The sequence below is a fragment of the Aeromonas sp. 159 genome (genome assembly GCF_963862045.1).
GTDB lineage: Bacteria > Pseudomonadota > Gammaproteobacteria > Enterobacterales > Aeromonadaceae > Aeromonas > Aeromonas veronii.
The window spans coordinates 19,219-36,152 of sequence record NZ_CAWLMI010000021.1 but is presented as its reverse complement, the minus strand read 5'-3'; the positions used below and the strand labels follow the sequence as shown (position 1 = coordinate 36,152).

The following is a 16,934-nucleotide window of genomic DNA, read 5'->3' as shown; positions in this document are numbered from 1 at the left end:
GCCTCCCGCTGGCAGGATATGTTCGTCTCCTACTCCGATCAGATGGTGCCCCTGCGCAACCAGCTGCTGCTGGGCCATGCCGCCGAGGCGCTGCCCGAAGTGCGCGACTCCACCCTGGGGGATGACACCTTTGTGCTGGATCGGCTCGAACAGGGGCGCATTGCCTGGCTCGCCGGTCAGGATGCGGGCAGCAAGCAGGCGTTCACCGCCGCCGACAGCCGCCTTCAGTGGGAAGACAATCAGGCCGAATACCGGCTGAGCCACGGTCTGGATCAGGTGGGCAGTCTGCTCACCAACGATCAGTCGATGGCCTATCGTACTCCCGATTACGAACGCACCATGCTGCATCACTATCTGGCCCTCAACTATCTGCAACGGGGTGATGCCGATGGCGCCCTGGTGGAGGTACGCCGGGCCAATCAGGTGCAGGAGCAGGCCCTGAAACGGCGAGCCGATGAGGTGCGCAAGGCGAAGGATGAGAGCGAAGAGGCCGAGGCAGAAGGCGAGATGCGCCAGCTGATGTCGCGCGGCGCACCGGATCTCGACCGGTTGATCGGCAAGGTCAAAAACGGTTTCCAGAACGCCTATACCTTCTATTTTTCCGCCGTGCTCTATGAGGCGGCCGGGGATCTCAACGATGCCTGGGTCGATTACCAACGCGGCTACCAGATAGCGCCGGACAACCGCAGCCTGCAAGATGCCTTGCTGCGTCTGGCGCGGCTGCGTGGCTCACCGGACGAGATCCGCGAGACCGAGAAAAAGATAGGCCGCAAAGCTCCGCCGCTTGCAAAAGATCAAGGCCAACTGGTGGTGCTGTTTGAAGATGGTTTGATCCCGGCACGGCGCGAACTGTTCCTGCCACTCCCCATCTCCACCTCCCGCGGCGATTTTCGCACCTTTACCGTCGCTATCCCCTATTACGATAATCGGGCCAGCGACACCGGCCCGCTGACGGTGGAAGTCGGCAAGCGGGCCTGGCAGACCAGCGAGCTGGTCAGGCTGGAAGCGCTGGCCGCCAAAGATCTGCAAGAGCGGCTGCCCGGTATGCTGACCCGCCAGGCGCTGCGACTGGTGGCCAAGGAGCAGATGCGCCGCACCGCCGCCAAAGAGGGGGGCGATGTGGGCAATATTCTGGTGGGGATCTTCAACACCCTCTCGGAGCGGGCCGATACCCGCAGCTGGCTGACGCTGCCAGCACAGGCATCGAGCTGGCAGGGGATGGTGCCGGCAGGTGACATCAATCTCACCCTGGGCGCAGGGGCGGCGCAGCGGCAATTGCCGCTCACCATCCACAAGGGACGCACCACCCTGGTCTGGGTACAGCGCCTCGGCGCCGGTCTGACCACCCGGGTGATGCTGCTCTGAGCAGACGGCGAAGAGAGATGAGCAAGACAATTAACCGGGCAGGCACACACGCAGCCCCACTCACCCCGATTAAGGAGAGCAAGATGAAAGCATACGGGTTGGCCCTCGGGCTCGCGCTGCTGCTGACCGGCTGCGCCACCAACACCTCCGGCGTGGCGCTCTATGGCCCGGCGGGCGGTGCTCCCACGTTGGAGCAGCATCAAAACGTCAACGTCACCCTGACCGAGCTGAGCCGCCGCCAGCAAAATGGCCTGCTGCAGGTCAATGTGGCCGCCGCCAGCACCCAGCGCGGCGATAACAAGCTGCAATATCTCTTCTATTGGTATGATGAGGCCGGTCAGGAGGTCGCCAGCGATGGCCGCGGCTGGACTCCCATCAAGCTGCATGGCTATCAGACCCGCACCCTCTCGGCCCTGGCGCCCAGCCCGGCGGCGCAGGGTTACCGGATTTACGTACGCGAAGTGATTGAGGAATCCTACTGATGAAAATGAATCATGCCCTGCTGATATTGACCTCTGCATTGCTCTTGGGCGGCTGCTCCAGCACCACCGTCAGCTATGGCGATCCCACTGAAACCGAAACCGTCACCGTCGATTACGGCTCAAGCGACCTGCAGGCCATCGCCGACAAGATGGCGGACTCCATGCTCGCCTCCCCCGCCACCAGCGAGATCACCGCTGGCGGTCGTCCGGTGATGTTTATGGACTCTATCCACAACAAGACCTCCGAGCACATCGATACCGAAGCCATCACCGATACCATCCGCACCAAGTTGCTGCGGGCCGGCAAGTTCCGCTTCGTCGACATGAGCAAGGTGGCCGCCGTCAAGCAACAGCTCGAATACCAGCAGAGCAGCGGCATGGTGGATCCTGCCTCCATGGTGCGTCTGGGCAAGCAGACCGGTGCCCGCTACATGGTCTATGGCAACCTCGCCAGCATCGTCAAAGACAATGGCAAGGTGAAGGATGTCTACTACCAGATGACCATGAACCTGATGGATCTGCAAAACGGCGAACTGCTGTGGGCCGATCAGAAAGAGATCCGCAAACAGGCGAAGAAATCCACCTTTGGCTGGTAACAGGCTCCCGCAGACAGGCAACTGTGATCCGCTACTGGCCAGCCTGCCCGCCCCCTGGCGGGAGGGGCAGCTGGAACCACTCGGGTTAGGCCTGACCAACTGCAACTATCGACTGCGCCTCCCCTCGGGGCGCAGTTACTTTTTGCGTCAGGGCCACTCCGACCCGCTGCGCCTTGGCATCGACCGTCCCACCGAATGGCAGCTTTATCAGGGGGCGATGGGCGAAGGGTTGGCACTGTCTTGCCACTATGGCGATCCCGCCAGCGGTCTGATGCTGCTCGAATGGTGCGATGAGCCAAACTGGGTACACGCGGCGCCACCGGAAGCCGATCAGCCCCGTCTGCTGGCTGAGGTGCTGCGCAAGCTCCATCGCCTGCCGCTGCCTGCGGTGGTGATGGCGGTCCGAGCCCACGCCGCAGGCTATCGCGCCCGACTGGCCCACATTCCCTCCTGGCTGCCCGTCCTGGAGCGGGGCTTGCTCGCCAGCAGTGAGCCAAATGATTGCTGGCGCCCTTGCCACCATGATCTCAATCCGGCTAACTTGTTGGGAAGCAAACCCTGGGTCATCGACTGGGAGTATGGCGCGGCAGGTCACCCCGGCTTTGAGCTCGCCAGCATTCAGCGCACCCATGAGTGGCCCGCCGAGCGGCGCGACGAGCTGGAAGCGCACTATCTGCAGGCCCTGCCGCGCCACCAGTGGCCCGATTTTCAGAGCGAGGCATTTTTACCCTGGGTCGACTATATCGGCCTGCTCTGGGCCCTGCTGATGGCAGAGCAACAGCCCTCACTCGACTATGACACCCTGATCGCCATCAACCGGCAACGACTGGAGTAACAGATGATAAACAAGGTGCGCTGGCACAAGCCAAAAACCTGGGGTCTGCTGCTGATCGGCCTGCTGCTGACCGGCTGCTCCACCCGGGTGATCTACTACTGGCTCGATACCGCCATCATCTGGCAGCTGGATGACTACTTTGCCCTCTCCTATTCGCAGAAGGATCTGCTCAGCCGCGAAGTGAAGGGGCTGATGGCCTGGCACCGCCAGCACGAGCTGCCGCGCTACGCCAGGGATCTCGATGCACTGGCCAAGGCGGTGGCCAGCCCCATGACGCCGGAGCAGATCTCGACCAACCTAGATGCGGTGCAGCAGAGCCTGACCCGCACGCTGGAAAACACTATCCCCCGTGCGGTCAGGCTGGCGCGCACCCTGACCGATGAGCAGGTGGCCCGCTTTATGACCGATCGGGTCAAGCGGCAACAGGAGCGGCAAAAGGACTTTGCCACTGAGCCCAAAGAGCAGATGCTGGCGGAGTTTCGCGACAAGATGAACAAGCGGCTCGAGTTCTGGATTGGCGAGGTGAAACCGGCACAGGCGCCACTGGTGGCCCAGTGGGCCGAATGGCAATACGAGCTGATGCCCCCCTGGCTCGAGTTTCAGGAGTCCTGGACCCAGGAGCTGGACAGGCTGATGAAGCAGCGCCAGAGTCCCGACTTTACCCGCGAGCTGACTGACCTGCTGGCCGAGGGGGATGGGCTGATGGATGGCCGCTTTACCGGCTATACCGAGCAGTCACGCCAGCGTACCGTCAACTGGCTGAGCGCCATGAGCCAGTCGCTGGATATCTCCCAGCGGGCCCATCTCTACTCCCTGCTCAAGGGCTACGCCCGCGACTTCAAGCAGATGAGCGGCAGCTGACGAGCGGCACCGAATTGTGCCATGCGCCCGGGGCAGCCTTGTTCAAACCGGGCGCTTATGGTAGTTTGCCCTTCCTATTTATCGGGAATTAACTTTTGCGCCTTATCGACAAAGTAAAACTGGTGCTGGTCACTCTGGTTATCGCCCTCACCCTGCTTTGTTCCATCGCCCGAATGGAAGGCCTGCTGCTACCCGCATCTCCCCAGAGTGAACAGCAGCAGACTCAGGTGTTCAATCAGCTTAGCGACAGCGACGATGGCATCATCAAGTTTGTTGGCAGCCATCAGAATCACCTGCTGCGTCTCGAACAATCCCTGCGCAGTGACAACCAGCCCAAGAGTGTGGTCTACGAGCTGATCCAGAGCTGGTCTGCCCAGGCTATCCTGCTGTTGCTGCTCGGCTGGCTGATGCTGGCACCCGAGCTCTATCACAAACAGAGTTTTCGCGATCGCTTCGGTGCGATCCACCGGCGCCATCTACAGCGCCAACATCTGCAATACCGCTTCACCCAGAGCTATCTGAGCGCCTGACCCCGGAGGGGCTGGCACATCCACTGTTTGCTCATCTCCTCTTCCTGACGGATCCGGCGGCTGCCTGATCCGCATCTGATGCATCCCATTTTTTGCGCCTTGCCGAGCCTTGTTGCTATCGGCCTAGGCACCATTCTCCTGACAGAGGCTTGTTTGCCATGAGAAAGAGCAATCGCACCGTTCTCAACCGCATGAGCAAGTGGCAGTACGCACTGCTGCTGTTGATGCTGTTGACCTTTACCTTTTACTCCCTGCCCACCTTTTTCGGTGAGCAGCCCTCCCTCGGCCTGCACGGACAGCAGCGCCTGACCACCCAGCAACAGATGCTGCTGAGCGACAAACATCTGACCCCGCTCAAGGTGATCGAGCAACCTGAGCGGGTCGAGCTGGTCTTTGCCAGTCAGGGCGAGCAGCAGCGAGCCAAGCAGTTGCTGGAGCAGCAAGGGGTCGACAGTGCCGCCCTGACCCTGGAGTTTCACTCCAACGCACCGGCCTGGATCACCCGCCTCGGCGCCGACCCCATCAAGCTGGGGCTCGATCTGCGTGGAGGCTCCCAGCTGCTTATCGGGGTGGACGTGGACTTTGTCATCGACAATCAGACCAAGAATCTGGTGGATACCCTGCGCACCCGTTTCCGTGAAGCCAATCTGCGCGGCGCCAGCGTCACGCGCAGCGCACAGGGCGCCGTAGCCGTCACCCTGCCGGAGGTCGCCGAACAGGAGAGCTGGCTCGCCATCATCAAGGAGAGTGCCGGTACCCGTCAGGATCAGTGGAAGCTGACCCGCTCCGGCAATGATCTGAAACTGGTGCTGAGCGAGGCGGAGCGTACCCTGCTGGTCAACAACGCCGTGACCCAGAACCTGTCGATCCTGAAAAAACGGATCAACGAGCTCGGCATCGTCGAGGCCTCGGTGGTGCGTCAAGGTCAGGATGGCATCCGTATCGAACTGCCCGGAGTACACAACCCCAAGCAGGCGAAAGAGGTGATCGGGGCCACCGCCTCGCTAGCCTTCTACGAGGCCAAAGCCGATAGCCATTTCTATATCGCCGATCGCAACGGTCAGGCCGTCGGCATGGCACGCAAGCCGGTACTCACCGGCGAGCACATCGTCGATGCCCGCGCCAACATGGGCGAAATGGGTCAACCCCAGGTCAATATCGTGCTCGACACCCTGGGTGGCAGCAAGATGAACCAGTTCAGCCGCCAGCATGTGGGCAAGCCGATGGCGACCGTCTTCACCGAGTACAAGACCAACGCCCAGGGCAAACTGCGCGCCCAGAGCGAGGTGATCAACGTCGCCACCATCCAGACCGCCCTTGGCAACCAGTTCCGCATCACCGGCATTGGCAGTCTGCCGGAGGCGCAAGAGCTGGCCATGCTGCTGCGTGCCGGCGCCCTCACCGCCCCTCTCAAGATCCTGGAGGAACGCAGCATAGGCCCGACGCTGGGGATGCAGAATATCGAGGCGGGCTTCACCGCGCTGGCCTTCGGCATGGCGGGCATGATGCTGTTCATGATGGCCTGGTACCGCAAATTCGGCTGGGTTGCCATCACGGCGCTGGTCGCCAACCTGTTGATGCAGGTCGGCATGCTGGCAGTGCTGCCGGGCGCCGTGCTGACCCTGCCGGGGATCGCCGGTCTGGTGCTGACGGTGGGCATGGCTGTGGATACCCATGTGCTGATCTTCGAGCGGATCAGGGACCGGCTGCGAGAAGGGGGCTCACTGGCCAACGCCATCGACTTTGGCTATCGCTCGGCCTTCCACACCATTTTCGATGCCAACATCACTACGCTCATCTGCGCTGTGGTGCTCTACTCCATCGGCTCCGGGCCGCTGCAGGGCTTCTCCATCACCCTCATTCTGGGTCTGCTCTCCAGCATGATCACCGGGATCTGGGGGACGCGCGCCATCATCAACCCCCTCTGGGGACGCAGCAGCGAGCGCACGCTGAAGGTGTAACGAGACAGCAGTCCTTCTGATGAGCGGCTTTGGCTGCGCCATCGGCCATGGATATGGCCGGAGCGGCCAAAGCAGAACACTATTTCCAGGCGTGTCGCGACACGTCGTGATGGGCCAACAGCCTGGTGCTGGCTGGCCAAGGAGAGAATTATGTTGAGAATGATCGTTGCCATGGGGCTGACCCGTTGGCGTTATATTGGCCTGTGGGCTTCCATCCTGCTGACCGTGGCCAGCGTTGCCATCTTGCTGGTGAACGGCCTGACACTGGGGCTCGATTTTACCGGCGGGATCCTGCTGGAGTTTCATATCCAGACCCTGAAAGAGGCCCATGAGCTCAATGCCATGCTGGTCTCCCCGCTGGCGGGAGCCGTTGAGCTGAGCTCGGCCGGTATTCCCGGCGAGTGGCTGATCAAGCTGCCCCCCCACGAACTTCCCTGGCCCGCGGCAGATCTCGCCACCATGCTGACCCAACAGCTGGGGATGCCGGTCGAGTTGCTGCGCACCACCATCGTCGGCCCTCAGGTGGGTGCAGAACTGTTCCAGCAGGGGATGCTGGCGGTACTGGTCGCTTCGCTGGCGATGTCGGCCTATCTGGCGTTTCGTTTCGAGTGGCGTCAGGCCATCGGCATCCTGCTCTCGGTGGTCCATGACGCCATCGTGGCGCTGGGGCTGCTGTCACTCTTTCAGATTGAATTCGATCTGAACATCATCGCCGGTTTGATGGCGGTGATCGGCTACTCCCTCAACGACAGCATCGTCATCTCGGACAGGCTGCGGGATCTGCTGAGCTCGCGTACCCAGATGGGCATCCACGAGTGCTCCGATGTGGCCATCAAGGCGACCTTCAGTCGCACCATGATCACCTCGGGCACCACCCTGTTTACCGTGGGCGCTCTGCTGCTGTTTGGCGGTGACGCTCTCTACGGCTTCTCCTTCACCCTGTTTGCCGGGATCCTGGTGGGCACCGTCTCCTCCATTACCGTCGCCTCGACCGTGCAGGAGCTGCTTGGGCTCACCCCGCAGGCCTACCAGAAGAAGAGCGAGGAGCCACTGGCCAACGCAGCCTGAACCTTGTTAATCAGACCCGGCTCAGGGTCTCAACAAACCGGGCCCCTGCCAACCATTGGCAGGGGCTTTTTCATCCCTCCTCTCTCGCCGCCCATTTTGTCGTTCGGCTCGCCTCAATTGACAACTGACCATATTGAAAGCAATGACGGATCAACCCGTCATTTTTAATAACAAAAAGGTCATTTTATTACGTCAGAAACCATAAAATGTGACTGAAAGCACTTTCTTGAGGGCTCAAAGGAGGCAACATTGTAGTGATTTATCTACAAAGGGATATGAGATGTTGTTACAACCTGCCAATACAGCAAAATCCAGACAGTTGCTGAACGAGACCATGGCTTTGGTACTCGCAGGAGGGCGGGGTAGTCGCCTCAAACAGTTAACCGACAACCGTGCAAAACCTGCCGTTCATTTCGGCGGCAAATTCCGCATCATCGATTTCGTGCTCTCCAACTGCATCAACTCCGGCATCCGTCGGGTCGGTGTCGTGACCCAGTACAAATCCCACAGCCTGTTGCGCCATCTCCAATCGGGCTGGTCTTTCCTGCGCTACCAGATGAACGAGTTTATCGATCTGCTCCCTGCCCAGCAGCGGGTGGATGAGGTGAACTGGTATCGGGGTACCGCCGATGCGGTCTACCAGAATCTGGATATCATCCGCGATCACGCCCCCAAATATGTGGTGGTGCTGGCAGGCGACCACATCTACAAGATGGATTACGCCGCCATGCTGCTCGATCACGTCAATATGGGCGCCAAGGTGACCGTTGCCTGCATCGAGGTGCCACGCAGTGAAGCAAGCGCCTTCGGGGTAATGGCGGTGGATGATGATCGCAAGATCAATGCCTTCGTCGAAAAGCCCGCCAACCCGCCCGCCATGCCGGGCAAGGCCGACACCGCGCTGGCCTCCATGGGCGTCTATATCTTCGATGCGGAGTATCTCTATCAGCTGCTGGAAGAGGACATTGCCAACGAGCAGTCCCATCACGATTTCGGCATGGACGTGATCCCCCGCGTGGTGAAAGAGGGCACCGCATTCGCTCACCCGTTTGGCATGTCCTGTGTCGGCTGCTGTCCGGATCGCCGCCCCTACTGGCGCGATGTGGGCACCGTGGACTCCTTCTGGGAGGCCAATATGGATCTCGCTTCCGTCACGCCTGAGCTGGATATCTACGATCAGGACTGGCCCATCTGGACCAGTCAGAACATGACTCCTCCCGCCAAGTTCGTGCAGGACCGAAACGGCCAGCACGGCATGACCATCAACTCCATGTTTGCCGGGGGCACCATCGTCAGTGGCTCTTTCATCCTGAGTTCGGTGCTCTTTACCAATGTGCGGGTCGACTCCTTCTGCACCCTGGATCAGGCCGTTATCTTCCCGGGAGTGGAGATAGGTGCCGGTTGCCGACTGCGCCGGGTGGTGATCGACAAGGGGTGCAAACTGCCGGAAGGCACGGTGATCGGTGAAAACGCCGATGAAGATGCACGTCGCTTCCACCGCTCCGAGCAGGGCATAGTGCTGGTCACTCAGGGGATGCTCACTCGCCTGAACAAAGAGCTGCAGGGAAAACAGAAGTGCTGATCCGCAGCCAGACGGGATCCCCCTTCCTACCGCAAAGGGAGCCATAATGGCTCCCTCTTTCTATGGCTGACCTAGCCACCTCACACCATCATTGCCATCGCGTTGCAGTCTCCCAGAGATACCATTTACTGTGGGTAAACAGCTGGGCAACGCAGCCTTCACGCCCTCAAGTCGTAAACATTAAATTACACAAAAACCATTAACCCGCCGAAAAATCCTCTGTATTATTCCTGTTCGCGCTATATAGCAGCTCCTTTATCTGACTTTTTAGCGGTAAACCCACTAGTTTCACTTGATTGTTTGTTTTTCCTTGGTAAGGTGATGGCGGTTGCGTAACAAAGCAGGTACCAGTGTAAATATATAGGTACAACCGCTTTTGGCTTAATACAGTAGAGAGAATGAAATCATGCAAAGAGACCCCCTGAACAACATCCATATCCAGTCCGAACAAGTGATGATCACGCCTGCCCAGCTCAAGGAGAAGTTACCCATCTCCGACAAGGCGCTGGCATTCGTGCAAGGGGCCCGTAATACCATCGCCGATATCATTCACCGCCGCGATCACCGGCTGCTGGTGATCTGTGGTCCCTGCTCCATCCACGACATGGACGCCGCCAAAGAGTACGCAACCAGACTCAAAGCGCTGCATGATGCCTATCAGGACTCTCTCTACATTGTCATGCGGGTCTACTTTGAGAAGCCGCGCACCACGGTCGGCTGGAAAGGCTTTATCAACGACCCCAATCTGGATGGCACCTTCGATGTGGAGCTGGGGCTGCACCGTGCCCGCGAGCTGCTCTGCTGGCTGGCGGAGCTGGAGTTGCCGCTGGCCACCGAAGCGCTCGACCCCATCAGCCCGCAATATCTGGCCGAGCTCTTCTCCTGGTCAGCCATCGGCGCCCGCACCACCGAATCCCAGACCCACAGGGAGATGGCGTCCGGCCTCTCGATGCCGGTCGGCTTCAAGAATGGCACCGACGGCAACCTGGGGACTGCCATTAATGCGTTGCAGGCGGCCTCCTCCCCTCACGCCTTTATGGGGATCAACCAGCAGGGCCAGGTTGCGCTGCTGCAGACCCAGGGCAACCCGGATGGCCACGTGATCCTGCGTGGCGGCAAACATCCCAACTATGACTCGGTCAATGTGTCGCTGGCGGAAGAGGCGCTGGAGAAAGCGGGCCTGCTGCCTAGCCTGGTGGTGGATTGCAGCCACGGCAACTCCAGCAAGGATCACCGTTTGCAGCCCAAGGTGGCCGACAACGTCATCCACCAGATCCAGGAGGGCAACCGCTCCATCATCGGGGTGATGCTCGAATCCAACCTGTTCGAGGGAAACCAGTCCAGCGAGCAGCCCAAGCAGCAGATGCGCTACGGGGTCTCCATCACAGATGCCTGCATCGACTGGGACACCACCGCCACCCTGCTGGCCCGCTGCCACAACCAGCTGGCTGACCCCCTCAAGGGCAGAACTGCACGGTAAGCCGTGGTATCTTGTCGTAACCTATTGAACAATCGAGGTATCACTAGTGGTGGCATCAAACCGCTCATGCAGTGATACCTTGTTGCATCTGATTTTCAGGGCGCCGCCGCTCGCGGCGCCAGCAGGGACTGGATATGGCTGAAGAGTTGAATGTACTCAGGGACAAGATAGATGCGGTGGACAAGCAGCTGATCGATCTGCTGGCCGCCCGTCTGGCCCTGGTGGGAGAAGTGGGTGAGGTAAAGAGCCGCCACGGCCTGCCCATCTATGCACCAGATCGGGAAGCGAGCATGCTGGCCCGCCGCCGCGCCGAGGCCGAGCAGTTGGGAGTGCCCGGCGATCTCATCGAAGACGTACTGCGCCGGGTGATGCGTGAATCTTATGCCAACGAGAAAGATACAGGCTTCAAATGCATAAAGCCGGATCTTGGCAAGGTGGTCATCATCGGTGGTCAGGGCCAGCTTGGTCGGCTGTTCGGTCATATGTTCAGCCTCTCAGGCTATCGGGTCGAGACGCTGGAACAAGCCGACTGGCCGCGCGCTGACGAGATCCTCGCCGGAGCCGGTCTGGTGATGGTGGCGGTGCCCATCGATATCACCTGCCAGATCATCGACCGCCTCGGCAACCTGCCCGCCCACTGCCTGCTGGTCGATGTCACCAGCGTGAAAGCGACGCCGCTCGAACATATGCTGGCGGTGCACCAAGGGCCGGTACTGGGACTGCACCCCATGTTTGGGCCAGATGTGGCGAGTCTCGCCAAGCAGGTGATCGTCTGCTGTCAGGGGCGTGACCCCGCAGCCAGCCAATGGTTGCTGGATCAGATGACCATCTGGGGCGCCCGCTTGCAGCAGGTGGAAGCCAAGGCCCACGATGAGGCGATGACCCTCATTCAGGCACTGCGTCACTTCGCCACCTTTGCCTATGGCTGGCACCTCTCCCGGGAGCAGGCCAATCTGGATCGCCTGCTGAGTTTGAGCTCCCCCATCTACCGGCTGGAGCTCGCCATGGTGGGGCGGCTGTTTGCCCAAGATCCCCACCTCTATGCCGACATCATTTTGTCGTCACCGCAGAATCTGGCGATGATCCGTCGCTACTACCAAAACTTCGGCGAAGCGCTGGGGCTGCTGGAGCGGGGGGACAGGGACGGTTTCATCGCGGCCTTCTCGCAAGTTTCCGGTTTCTTCGGCGAACACGCCGACCAGTTCCTGCGTGAAAGCCGCATGCTACTGGCCCAGGCCAACGACCGCCGCCAACACGGCTAATCCTGCAAAAGTAGCAACGCTCATATCACCAAAAAGGGAAGATACTCAGGCATCTTCCCTTTTTGTTTATTACCGATTTCAACGCTAACTCAGTCGCGAGCGGCGACGCATCAAGTACCTACCTAGATTTGGCATCACAATCCCCTCTCCCTGCGCTGCATCACATCCACCAAGCATGCCCCCTAAATATCCGCACAAGCCGCGCAAATAGCGCCGCCCCTTACAAGGGCTGCCAGATTCTCACAGTCAAACCAAGCTGCTACGAGCAATGACTGTATGGCGTAGAGGAGAGCAGTGCCCTCCCCATCAAAGAGATAAGCAGGAAGCAGGAAGCAGGAAGCAGGAAGCAGGAAGCAGGAGAGATTAACTAAGACAGATGGTTTGCCAAACATCACTTAACACAGCCATCCGGCGATTTATCATGACGCCAATCCGCTGTCGCTAAAAAAGAAAATGGCCGAGATATCATCTCGGCCATTCGTAGCCTGGTCAAAGACTCAAGCCAGGATATTACTCATGTTCAACTTATTAGAAGTTGTACTGCAGAGCAACAGTCCACTGATCGTCTTTCTTATCCAGACCTTCGATTTTGTATTCGGTGTAAGCTTTCAACTTCGGAGTGAAAGCATACTGAACGCCCAGCAGGGTATCTTCTACCAGATCTTTGTACTCACCACCAGTCTGACGAGCCTCAGCAAAGTTATAACCGGCCAAGAAGGTCCATGCATCTACATTGTAAGAAGCTGCCAACTCGTAGCCTTTACCATCAACTTTTGCACCGTTAGTTTTATTCTTGATTTCACCTTCAGTGTACATGCCAGCAAAGTAGAAACCTGCAATGCCATAGTTAGCACTCAGTGCCCAATCTTCTTTCTCACCTTTGTCAGCTGGGGCAGTCTTACCTTCCAAATCTGAATAGGCATAGCCTGCATTTACACCCAAACCGAAGTCGAAAGCATAACCTACTGCGGCACTGTAAGCATTTTTACGCTTAACATCAGTGATAACTAGCTCTTTGATATCGCCTGCTGCATCAGTATCGACGAAGAACTTGTCGTCACTAGTTTGATAAGAAACTTTACCGGTGAAGCCACCAACTTTATTGGAATAAATTACTTGACCTTCTTGACGACCTTCGTAGTAGTTACCACGGCTACCCCATTCGTTAAAGATATCGGTTGCAGCGATAGAGTCGTAGAAGGCGGTATCAGTCTGACCAAAAATGACTTGACCGTATTGGGAGCCATCAAAACCGGCATAGATATGACGAGCTTTGAATTTGCCACTGTCATCCTCGGCAGTACCAATTTCCTTACCAGTAGCATCAACAACTTTGCGAGTTTTACTGTTATCACTGTTTTCTGCAGCAACCTGCCATTCAGTTTTTGCGATACCAGACCAAGTGTTGTTCAGTGCAACTTTGCCTGACCAGCCCAGACGGGAGGTACCAACCAAAGTCCCATCTTTATCGTCATGCTCGCCGTTGTAGTTAGCCTGTACACGGCCGTATACGTCGAAAGTGGTACCGTCTTTGTCATAGATCACTGCGGCGTTAGCAGCGGATGCAAACAGAGCCGGGATAGCAATAGCCAGAATTGTCTTTTTCATAGTTTCCAATGCCTACTGTAATTAAACACTAAGTTGTTGTTATTCCCTGTGTTAGCGATGTTCTTTGCATCACTATGCCGCCGAGACTAGCACCGGATTTTTTGAACCGCAATGAAAAAACTTGGAACTTTTTATGGAAACCATAGTCATGGAGGCAAAAATGTGAGCCAAGTCTCACCTGACGGCAAGGCAAAAGGAAAACGTTTACAATGAATCCTGCTGATTATTTGGACTCAAATAGTCTATTTTGCATGCAAATGACGCTAACTACCTGATAAACAACCAAAGTGGTCTGATCAGCGTAAAACTGCCGTGATAATGGCTGTTGCCTCGACCTCACCAAGGTGTTGCGGGTATCCTTGTTCTTCGATTAACCCCTAACTGGCCTTCTCTTCATGCTCTCTACTCGCCTTAAAGCCACCATTCGTCAAACCTATCGTCAGATTTCGGATGGATTACCCGGTTTTGTGCCGCGCAAAGAGCAGAACTTTCTGGTGGCCGAGATAGCAAAAACCCTGACCGGCGAGTACGACAAACAGCGCCGTATTCTGGTGGCCGAAGCGGGCACCGGTATCGGCAAATCTCTCTCTTATGCGCAAGGAGCCATCCCGGTGGCGCGACTCACCCAGAAGAAGCTGGTGATCTCCACCGCCACCGTGGCCCTGCAAGAGCAGCTGATCCACAAAGACCTCCCTTTTTACCATCGCCACAGCGAGCTGCCGTTTCGTTTTATGCTGGTCAAGGGGCGTCAGCGTTACTGCTGCGAACATCTGCTGGAACAGGCAGCCAGTGGCGCCGAGATGGCCAACTTCGAGCTCGACTTTGGCAGTCTGAGCAAATCCAAGCCATCTGACAGCGACAAAGATCGCTACCAGGCCCTGTGGCAGGCCTACACCAATGGCAAATGGGACGGGGATCGGGACAACTGGCCGGAGCCCATTCCCGACACTTGCTGGGATCGCATCGCCGCTGACCGCCACACCTGCAACAAGGCGCTGAGCCATCACCAGCACTGCCCCTTTCATCGCGCTCGCAACGACATGGAGAGCGCCGATGTGCTGGTGGTGAACCATGCACTACTGCTCTCCGATCTCACCATGGGCGGCGGCATCATTCTGCCCCCCCCCGATGAGTGCATCTATGTGCTGGATGAGGCCCATCACCTGCCCATCATCGCCCGGGATCACGGCGCGGCGTCGGCCAGCGTCAAAGGCTCGCGCCGCTGGCTGGAGAAGCTGGTACAAAGTGCAGGCAAGCTGGCGCGGACTCTTAATAAGGAGAGCCTGCTCGACCCCCAACTCAAACTGCAGGATGCGCTGGCCTCCATCCAGCCCGATCTGAAGGCGGTCGAGCAGTGGCTCAGCGCCAACGATCGGCTGTTTGGCAGTGAACCTCACTACCGCTTCGCCGAAGGGGTATTGCCGGATCCCCTGCCCATGCTGGCAGAGAATCTCAAGGAGTCGAGCAAGAAGGCGCTGCGGGCGCTGGATCGGATGCAAGGGGCCATAGGTGAAGCGCTGAAAGATGGCGAGATCCGCCGCAAGGAGGCCGAACCCCTGCTGGCAGAGAGCGGTTTTCATCTGCAGCGGCTGGAGAGTTTCTGCGCCCTGTGGGAGATGCTGGGGCGCCATGTGCCGACCGGTAAAACCCCGCTCGCCCGCTGGATGGCCAAGAGCGATGACGGCGATATCTGGCTGCACGCCTCACCGATTGAGGTAGGCTATCTGCTGGAGGAGTGGCTCTGGTCGAAATGTCTGGGAGCCGTACTGGTCTCCGCGACCCTCACAGCACTCTCTTCCTTTAGTTATTTTCGCCATCAGGTGGGGCTCAAGGAGCACGACGGTACCCGCTATCTGCGCCTGCGCTCACCCTTTGACTATCAGAAAGCCGAGCTCTATCTGCCCAAGATGGAGCACGAACCCAACTCGCCAGCCTTTACCAACGAACTCATCAGCGTGCTGCCACGAATTCTAGCGGGCAAGGAGGCGAGTCTGGTGCTCTTCTCCTCCTACCGCCAGATGAATGAGGTGGCCATTGGCTTGCGAGCCAAGGGGCTGTCACTGCTGGTGCAGGGGGAAGCCTCCCGCAATGCCCTGCTCACCCTGCACAAACAAAAATGCGATGGCGGTCAGTCCAGCATCCTGTTTGGTACCGGCAGCTTCTCGGAGGGGCTGGATCTGCCGGGTCACTACCTTACCAATCTGGTCATCACCAAGCTCCCCTTTGCGGTGCCCAACTCGCCGGTCGAGGAGGCCACTGCCGAGTGGGTGGAGCAACGAGGCGGCAACCCCTTCCTGCAACTGACAGTGCCGGAGGCATCGCGCAAGCTTATCCAGGCCTGTGGCCGCCTCATCCGCAAAGAGGCTGATCGGGGGCGAGTCACCATTCTCGACCGCCGCCTGCTGACCAAACGTTATGGCAAGGGGTTGCTCGACGCCCTCCCCCCGTTTACACGGCGGATCGAATAAATAAGTCGGTCGCTATTGATAAACAAACTGACAGCAGCGCGAACATCGACCACCAGAAAGAGCCATTGCCGCAGTAGGCCAAACCTGTAAAAATGAGCCCCTGTTTTCAGTGGGCAATCGCCTGACTGTTCAAGGAGATGAAATGAAACTGACTGTTCTGGTACCGGCGCTGGCTGGTCTGTTGTGGGCCGGTAGCGCCCTTGCTGATGCCCAATTGGAAGTGACCACCCCGTATGTCGTCCAGCTGATCGATGGTCAATCCATCAACCCCAAGCTGCTCGACAAAACCAGCACCTTCCCCCTCTTTGCCGGCAAACACCAGTTGGTCGTCGCCTTTGAAGGCAACTACTCCAGCCGTAACGAAATCAAGCTGGTGACCGCCGAGCCGCTGGTGCTGAACTTCACCGCCGCCGACAATCAGCAGCTGGTGCTGGACTACAAAAAGCCCCGCAACGAAGCCGAAGCCAAGCAGTTTGTCAAAGATCAAAAAGTGGTGCTGAAAGACAAGGTCACAGGCCAGCAAGTGAGTAGCGAACAGTTCGTGATGCCGAAAGTAGAAGGCTTCCAGCTAACCCGTGACTATCAGCAAGAGCTGATCAACATGGGCAAAGCCTTCAACCAGCCCAAAACCGTTGCCGTCTCTACTGCTGCCGTGATGGCTGCCGCCAGCGCACCGGTTCAGGTTGCCCCCAGCAAGGCTCAAAGCAATCCGGAAGCGCTGACCCAGTTGCAAAACTGGTACAACAAGGCAGATGCGGAAACCCGCAAAGCCTTCCAGATCTGGGTTATCCAGCAGCAATAAACCGAGCTGAGATATTGACTGAAAGGGGAGCCAA

14 protein-coding genes are annotated in these 16,934 nt (G+C 58.3%); 13 read left to right on the top strand and 1 reads right to left on the bottom strand.

Annotation, left to right across the window (positions count from 1 at the left end; all coding sequences use genetic code 11):
• The 11 genes from AACR14_RS04510 to tyrA form a co-directional block, all read left to right on the top strand.
• On the top strand, positions 1–1,365 hold a 1,365-nt coding region (locus AACR14_RS04510; RefSeq protein WP_019445287.1), incomplete at its 5' end, for a COG3014 family protein.
• An 83-nt stretch (positions 1,366–1,448) separates the two neighbouring features.
• Positions 1,449–1,847, top strand: coding sequence for a YcfL family protein (locus tag AACR14_RS04505; RefSeq protein WP_019445286.1), 399 nt, complete (start codon positions 1,449–1,451; stop codon positions 1,845–1,847).
• Entirely contained in the window at positions 1,847–2,443 is a 597-nt protein-coding gene (lpoB, locus tag AACR14_RS04500) for a penicillin-binding protein activator LpoB (RefSeq protein ID WP_019445285.1), read from the top strand. The genes AACR14_RS04505 and lpoB overlap by 1 nt, the downstream gene beginning before the upstream one ends.
• Positions 2,433–3,278, top strand: a complete 846-nt coding sequence (locus AACR14_RS04495; RefSeq protein ID WP_019445284.1) for a phosphotransferase — start codon at positions 2,433–2,435, stop codon at positions 3,276–3,278. Before lpoB ends, AACR14_RS04495 begins: the two co-directional genes overlap by 11 nt.
• A 3-nt stretch (positions 3,279–3,281) precedes the next feature.
• The gene (locus AACR14_RS04490; protein WP_005361577.1) at positions 3,282–4,139 is read left to right on the top strand and encodes a DUF6279 family lipoprotein; all 858 of its coding nucleotides are present in this window, start codon (positions 3,282–3,284) and stop codon (positions 4,137–4,139) included.
• A 95-nt stretch (positions 4,140–4,234) separates the two neighbouring features.
• Positions 4,235–4,669, top strand: coding sequence for a hypothetical protein (locus AACR14_RS04485; RefSeq protein ID WP_019445283.1), 435 nt, complete (start codon positions 4,235–4,237; stop codon positions 4,667–4,669).
• A 158-nt stretch (positions 4,670–4,827) separates the two neighbouring features.
• Positions 4,828–6,630: a protein translocase subunit SecD gene (gene secD, locus AACR14_RS04480; protein ID WP_019445282.1), complete on the top strand. Its 1,803-nt coding sequence runs from the start codon at positions 4,828–4,830 to the stop codon at positions 6,628–6,630.
• A 150-nt stretch (positions 6,631–6,780) separates the two neighbouring features.
• Positions 6,781–7,698, top strand: a complete 918-nt coding sequence (secF, locus tag AACR14_RS04475; protein WP_005334046.1) for a protein translocase subunit SecF — start codon at positions 6,781–6,783, stop codon at positions 7,696–7,698.
• A gap of 280 nt (positions 7,699–7,978) precedes the next feature.
• Positions 7,979–9,280, top strand: coding sequence for a glucose-1-phosphate adenylyltransferase (glgC, locus tag AACR14_RS04470; RefSeq protein WP_019445281.1), 1,302 nt, complete (start codon positions 7,979–7,981; stop codon positions 9,278–9,280).
• A 406-nt stretch (positions 9,281–9,686) separates the two neighbouring features.
• On the top strand, positions 9,687–10,760 hold the full coding sequence (locus AACR14_RS04465) for a 3-deoxy-7-phosphoheptulonate synthase (RefSeq protein ID WP_005344622.1): 1,074 nt from the start codon (positions 9,687–9,689) through the stop codon (positions 10,758–10,760).
• Positions 10,761–10,894: 134 nt separating this feature from the next.
• Positions 10,895–12,022 (top strand): bifunctional chorismate mutase/prephenate dehydrogenase, encoded by a 1,128-nt coding sequence (gene tyrA / locus AACR14_RS04460; protein ID WP_019445280.1) that lies wholly within the window; start codon positions 10,895–10,897, stop codon positions 12,020–12,022.
• A 528-nt stretch (positions 12,023–12,550) separates the two neighbouring features.
• On the opposite strand, the gene AACR14_RS04455 is transcribed toward tyrA, so the two are convergent.
• Complete coding sequence (locus tag AACR14_RS04455; RefSeq protein WP_019445279.1) at positions 12,551–13,630, bottom strand: porin; 1,080 nt, start codon at positions 13,628–13,630, stop codon at positions 12,551–12,553.
• Positions 13,631–14,025: 395 nt separating this feature from the next.
• Here AACR14_RS04455 and dinG point away from each other — a divergent pair, with 395 nt between their 5' ends.
• Together dinG and AACR14_RS04445 are read left to right on the top strand one after the other, a co-directional pair.
• Positions 14,026–16,098, top strand: coding sequence for an ATP-dependent DNA helicase DinG (gene dinG, locus AACR14_RS04450; RefSeq protein ID WP_019445278.1), 2,073 nt, complete (start codon positions 14,026–14,028; stop codon positions 16,096–16,098).
• Between the two features lie 142 nt (positions 16,099–16,240).
• Positions 16,241–16,900: a YccT family protein gene (locus tag AACR14_RS04445; protein WP_019445277.1), complete on the top strand. Its 660-nt coding sequence runs from the start codon at positions 16,241–16,243 to the stop codon at positions 16,898–16,900.
• The last annotated feature ends 34 nt before the right edge of the window (positions 16,901–16,934 follow it).

Excerpts from the sequence above, each read along its gene's own strand:
- secF (WP_005334046.1), top strand. The coding sequence starts at position 6,781 with ATGTTGAGAATGATCGTTGCCATGGGGCTGACCCGTTGGCGTTATATT.
- AACR14_RS04445 (WP_019445277.1), top strand. The coding sequence starts at position 16,241 with ATGAAACTGACTGTTCTGGTACCGGCGCTGGCTGGTCTGTTGTGGGCC.
- tyrA (WP_019445280.1), top strand. The coding sequence starts at position 10,895 with ATGGCTGAAGAGTTGAATGTACTCAGGGACAAGATAGATGCGGTGGAC.
- AACR14_RS04465 (WP_005344622.1), top strand. The coding sequence starts at position 9,687 with ATGCAAAGAGACCCCCTGAACAACATCCATATCCAGTCCGAACAAGTG.
- dinG (WP_019445278.1), top strand. The coding sequence starts at position 14,026 with ATGCTCTCTACTCGCCTTAAAGCCACCATTCGTCAAACCTATCGTCAG.
- AACR14_RS04490 (WP_005361577.1), top strand. The coding sequence starts at position 3,282 with ATGATAAACAAGGTGCGCTGGCACAAGCCAAAAACCTGGGGTCTGCTG.
- lpoB (WP_019445285.1), top strand. The coding sequence starts at position 1,847 with ATGAAAATGAATCATGCCCTGCTGATATTGACCTCTGCATTGCTCTTG.
- AACR14_RS04505 (WP_019445286.1), top strand. The coding sequence starts at position 1,449 with ATGAAAGCATACGGGTTGGCCCTCGGGCTCGCGCTGCTGCTGACCGGC.
- glgC (WP_019445281.1), top strand. The coding sequence starts at position 7,979 with ATGTTGTTACAACCTGCCAATACAGCAAAATCCAGACAGTTGCTGAAC.
- secD (WP_019445282.1), top strand. The coding sequence starts at position 4,828 with ATGAGAAAGAGCAATCGCACCGTTCTCAACCGCATGAGCAAGTGGCAG.
- AACR14_RS04455 (WP_019445279.1), bottom strand. The coding sequence starts at position 13,630 with ATGAAAAAGACAATTCTGGCTATTGCTATCCCGGCTCTGTTTGCATCC.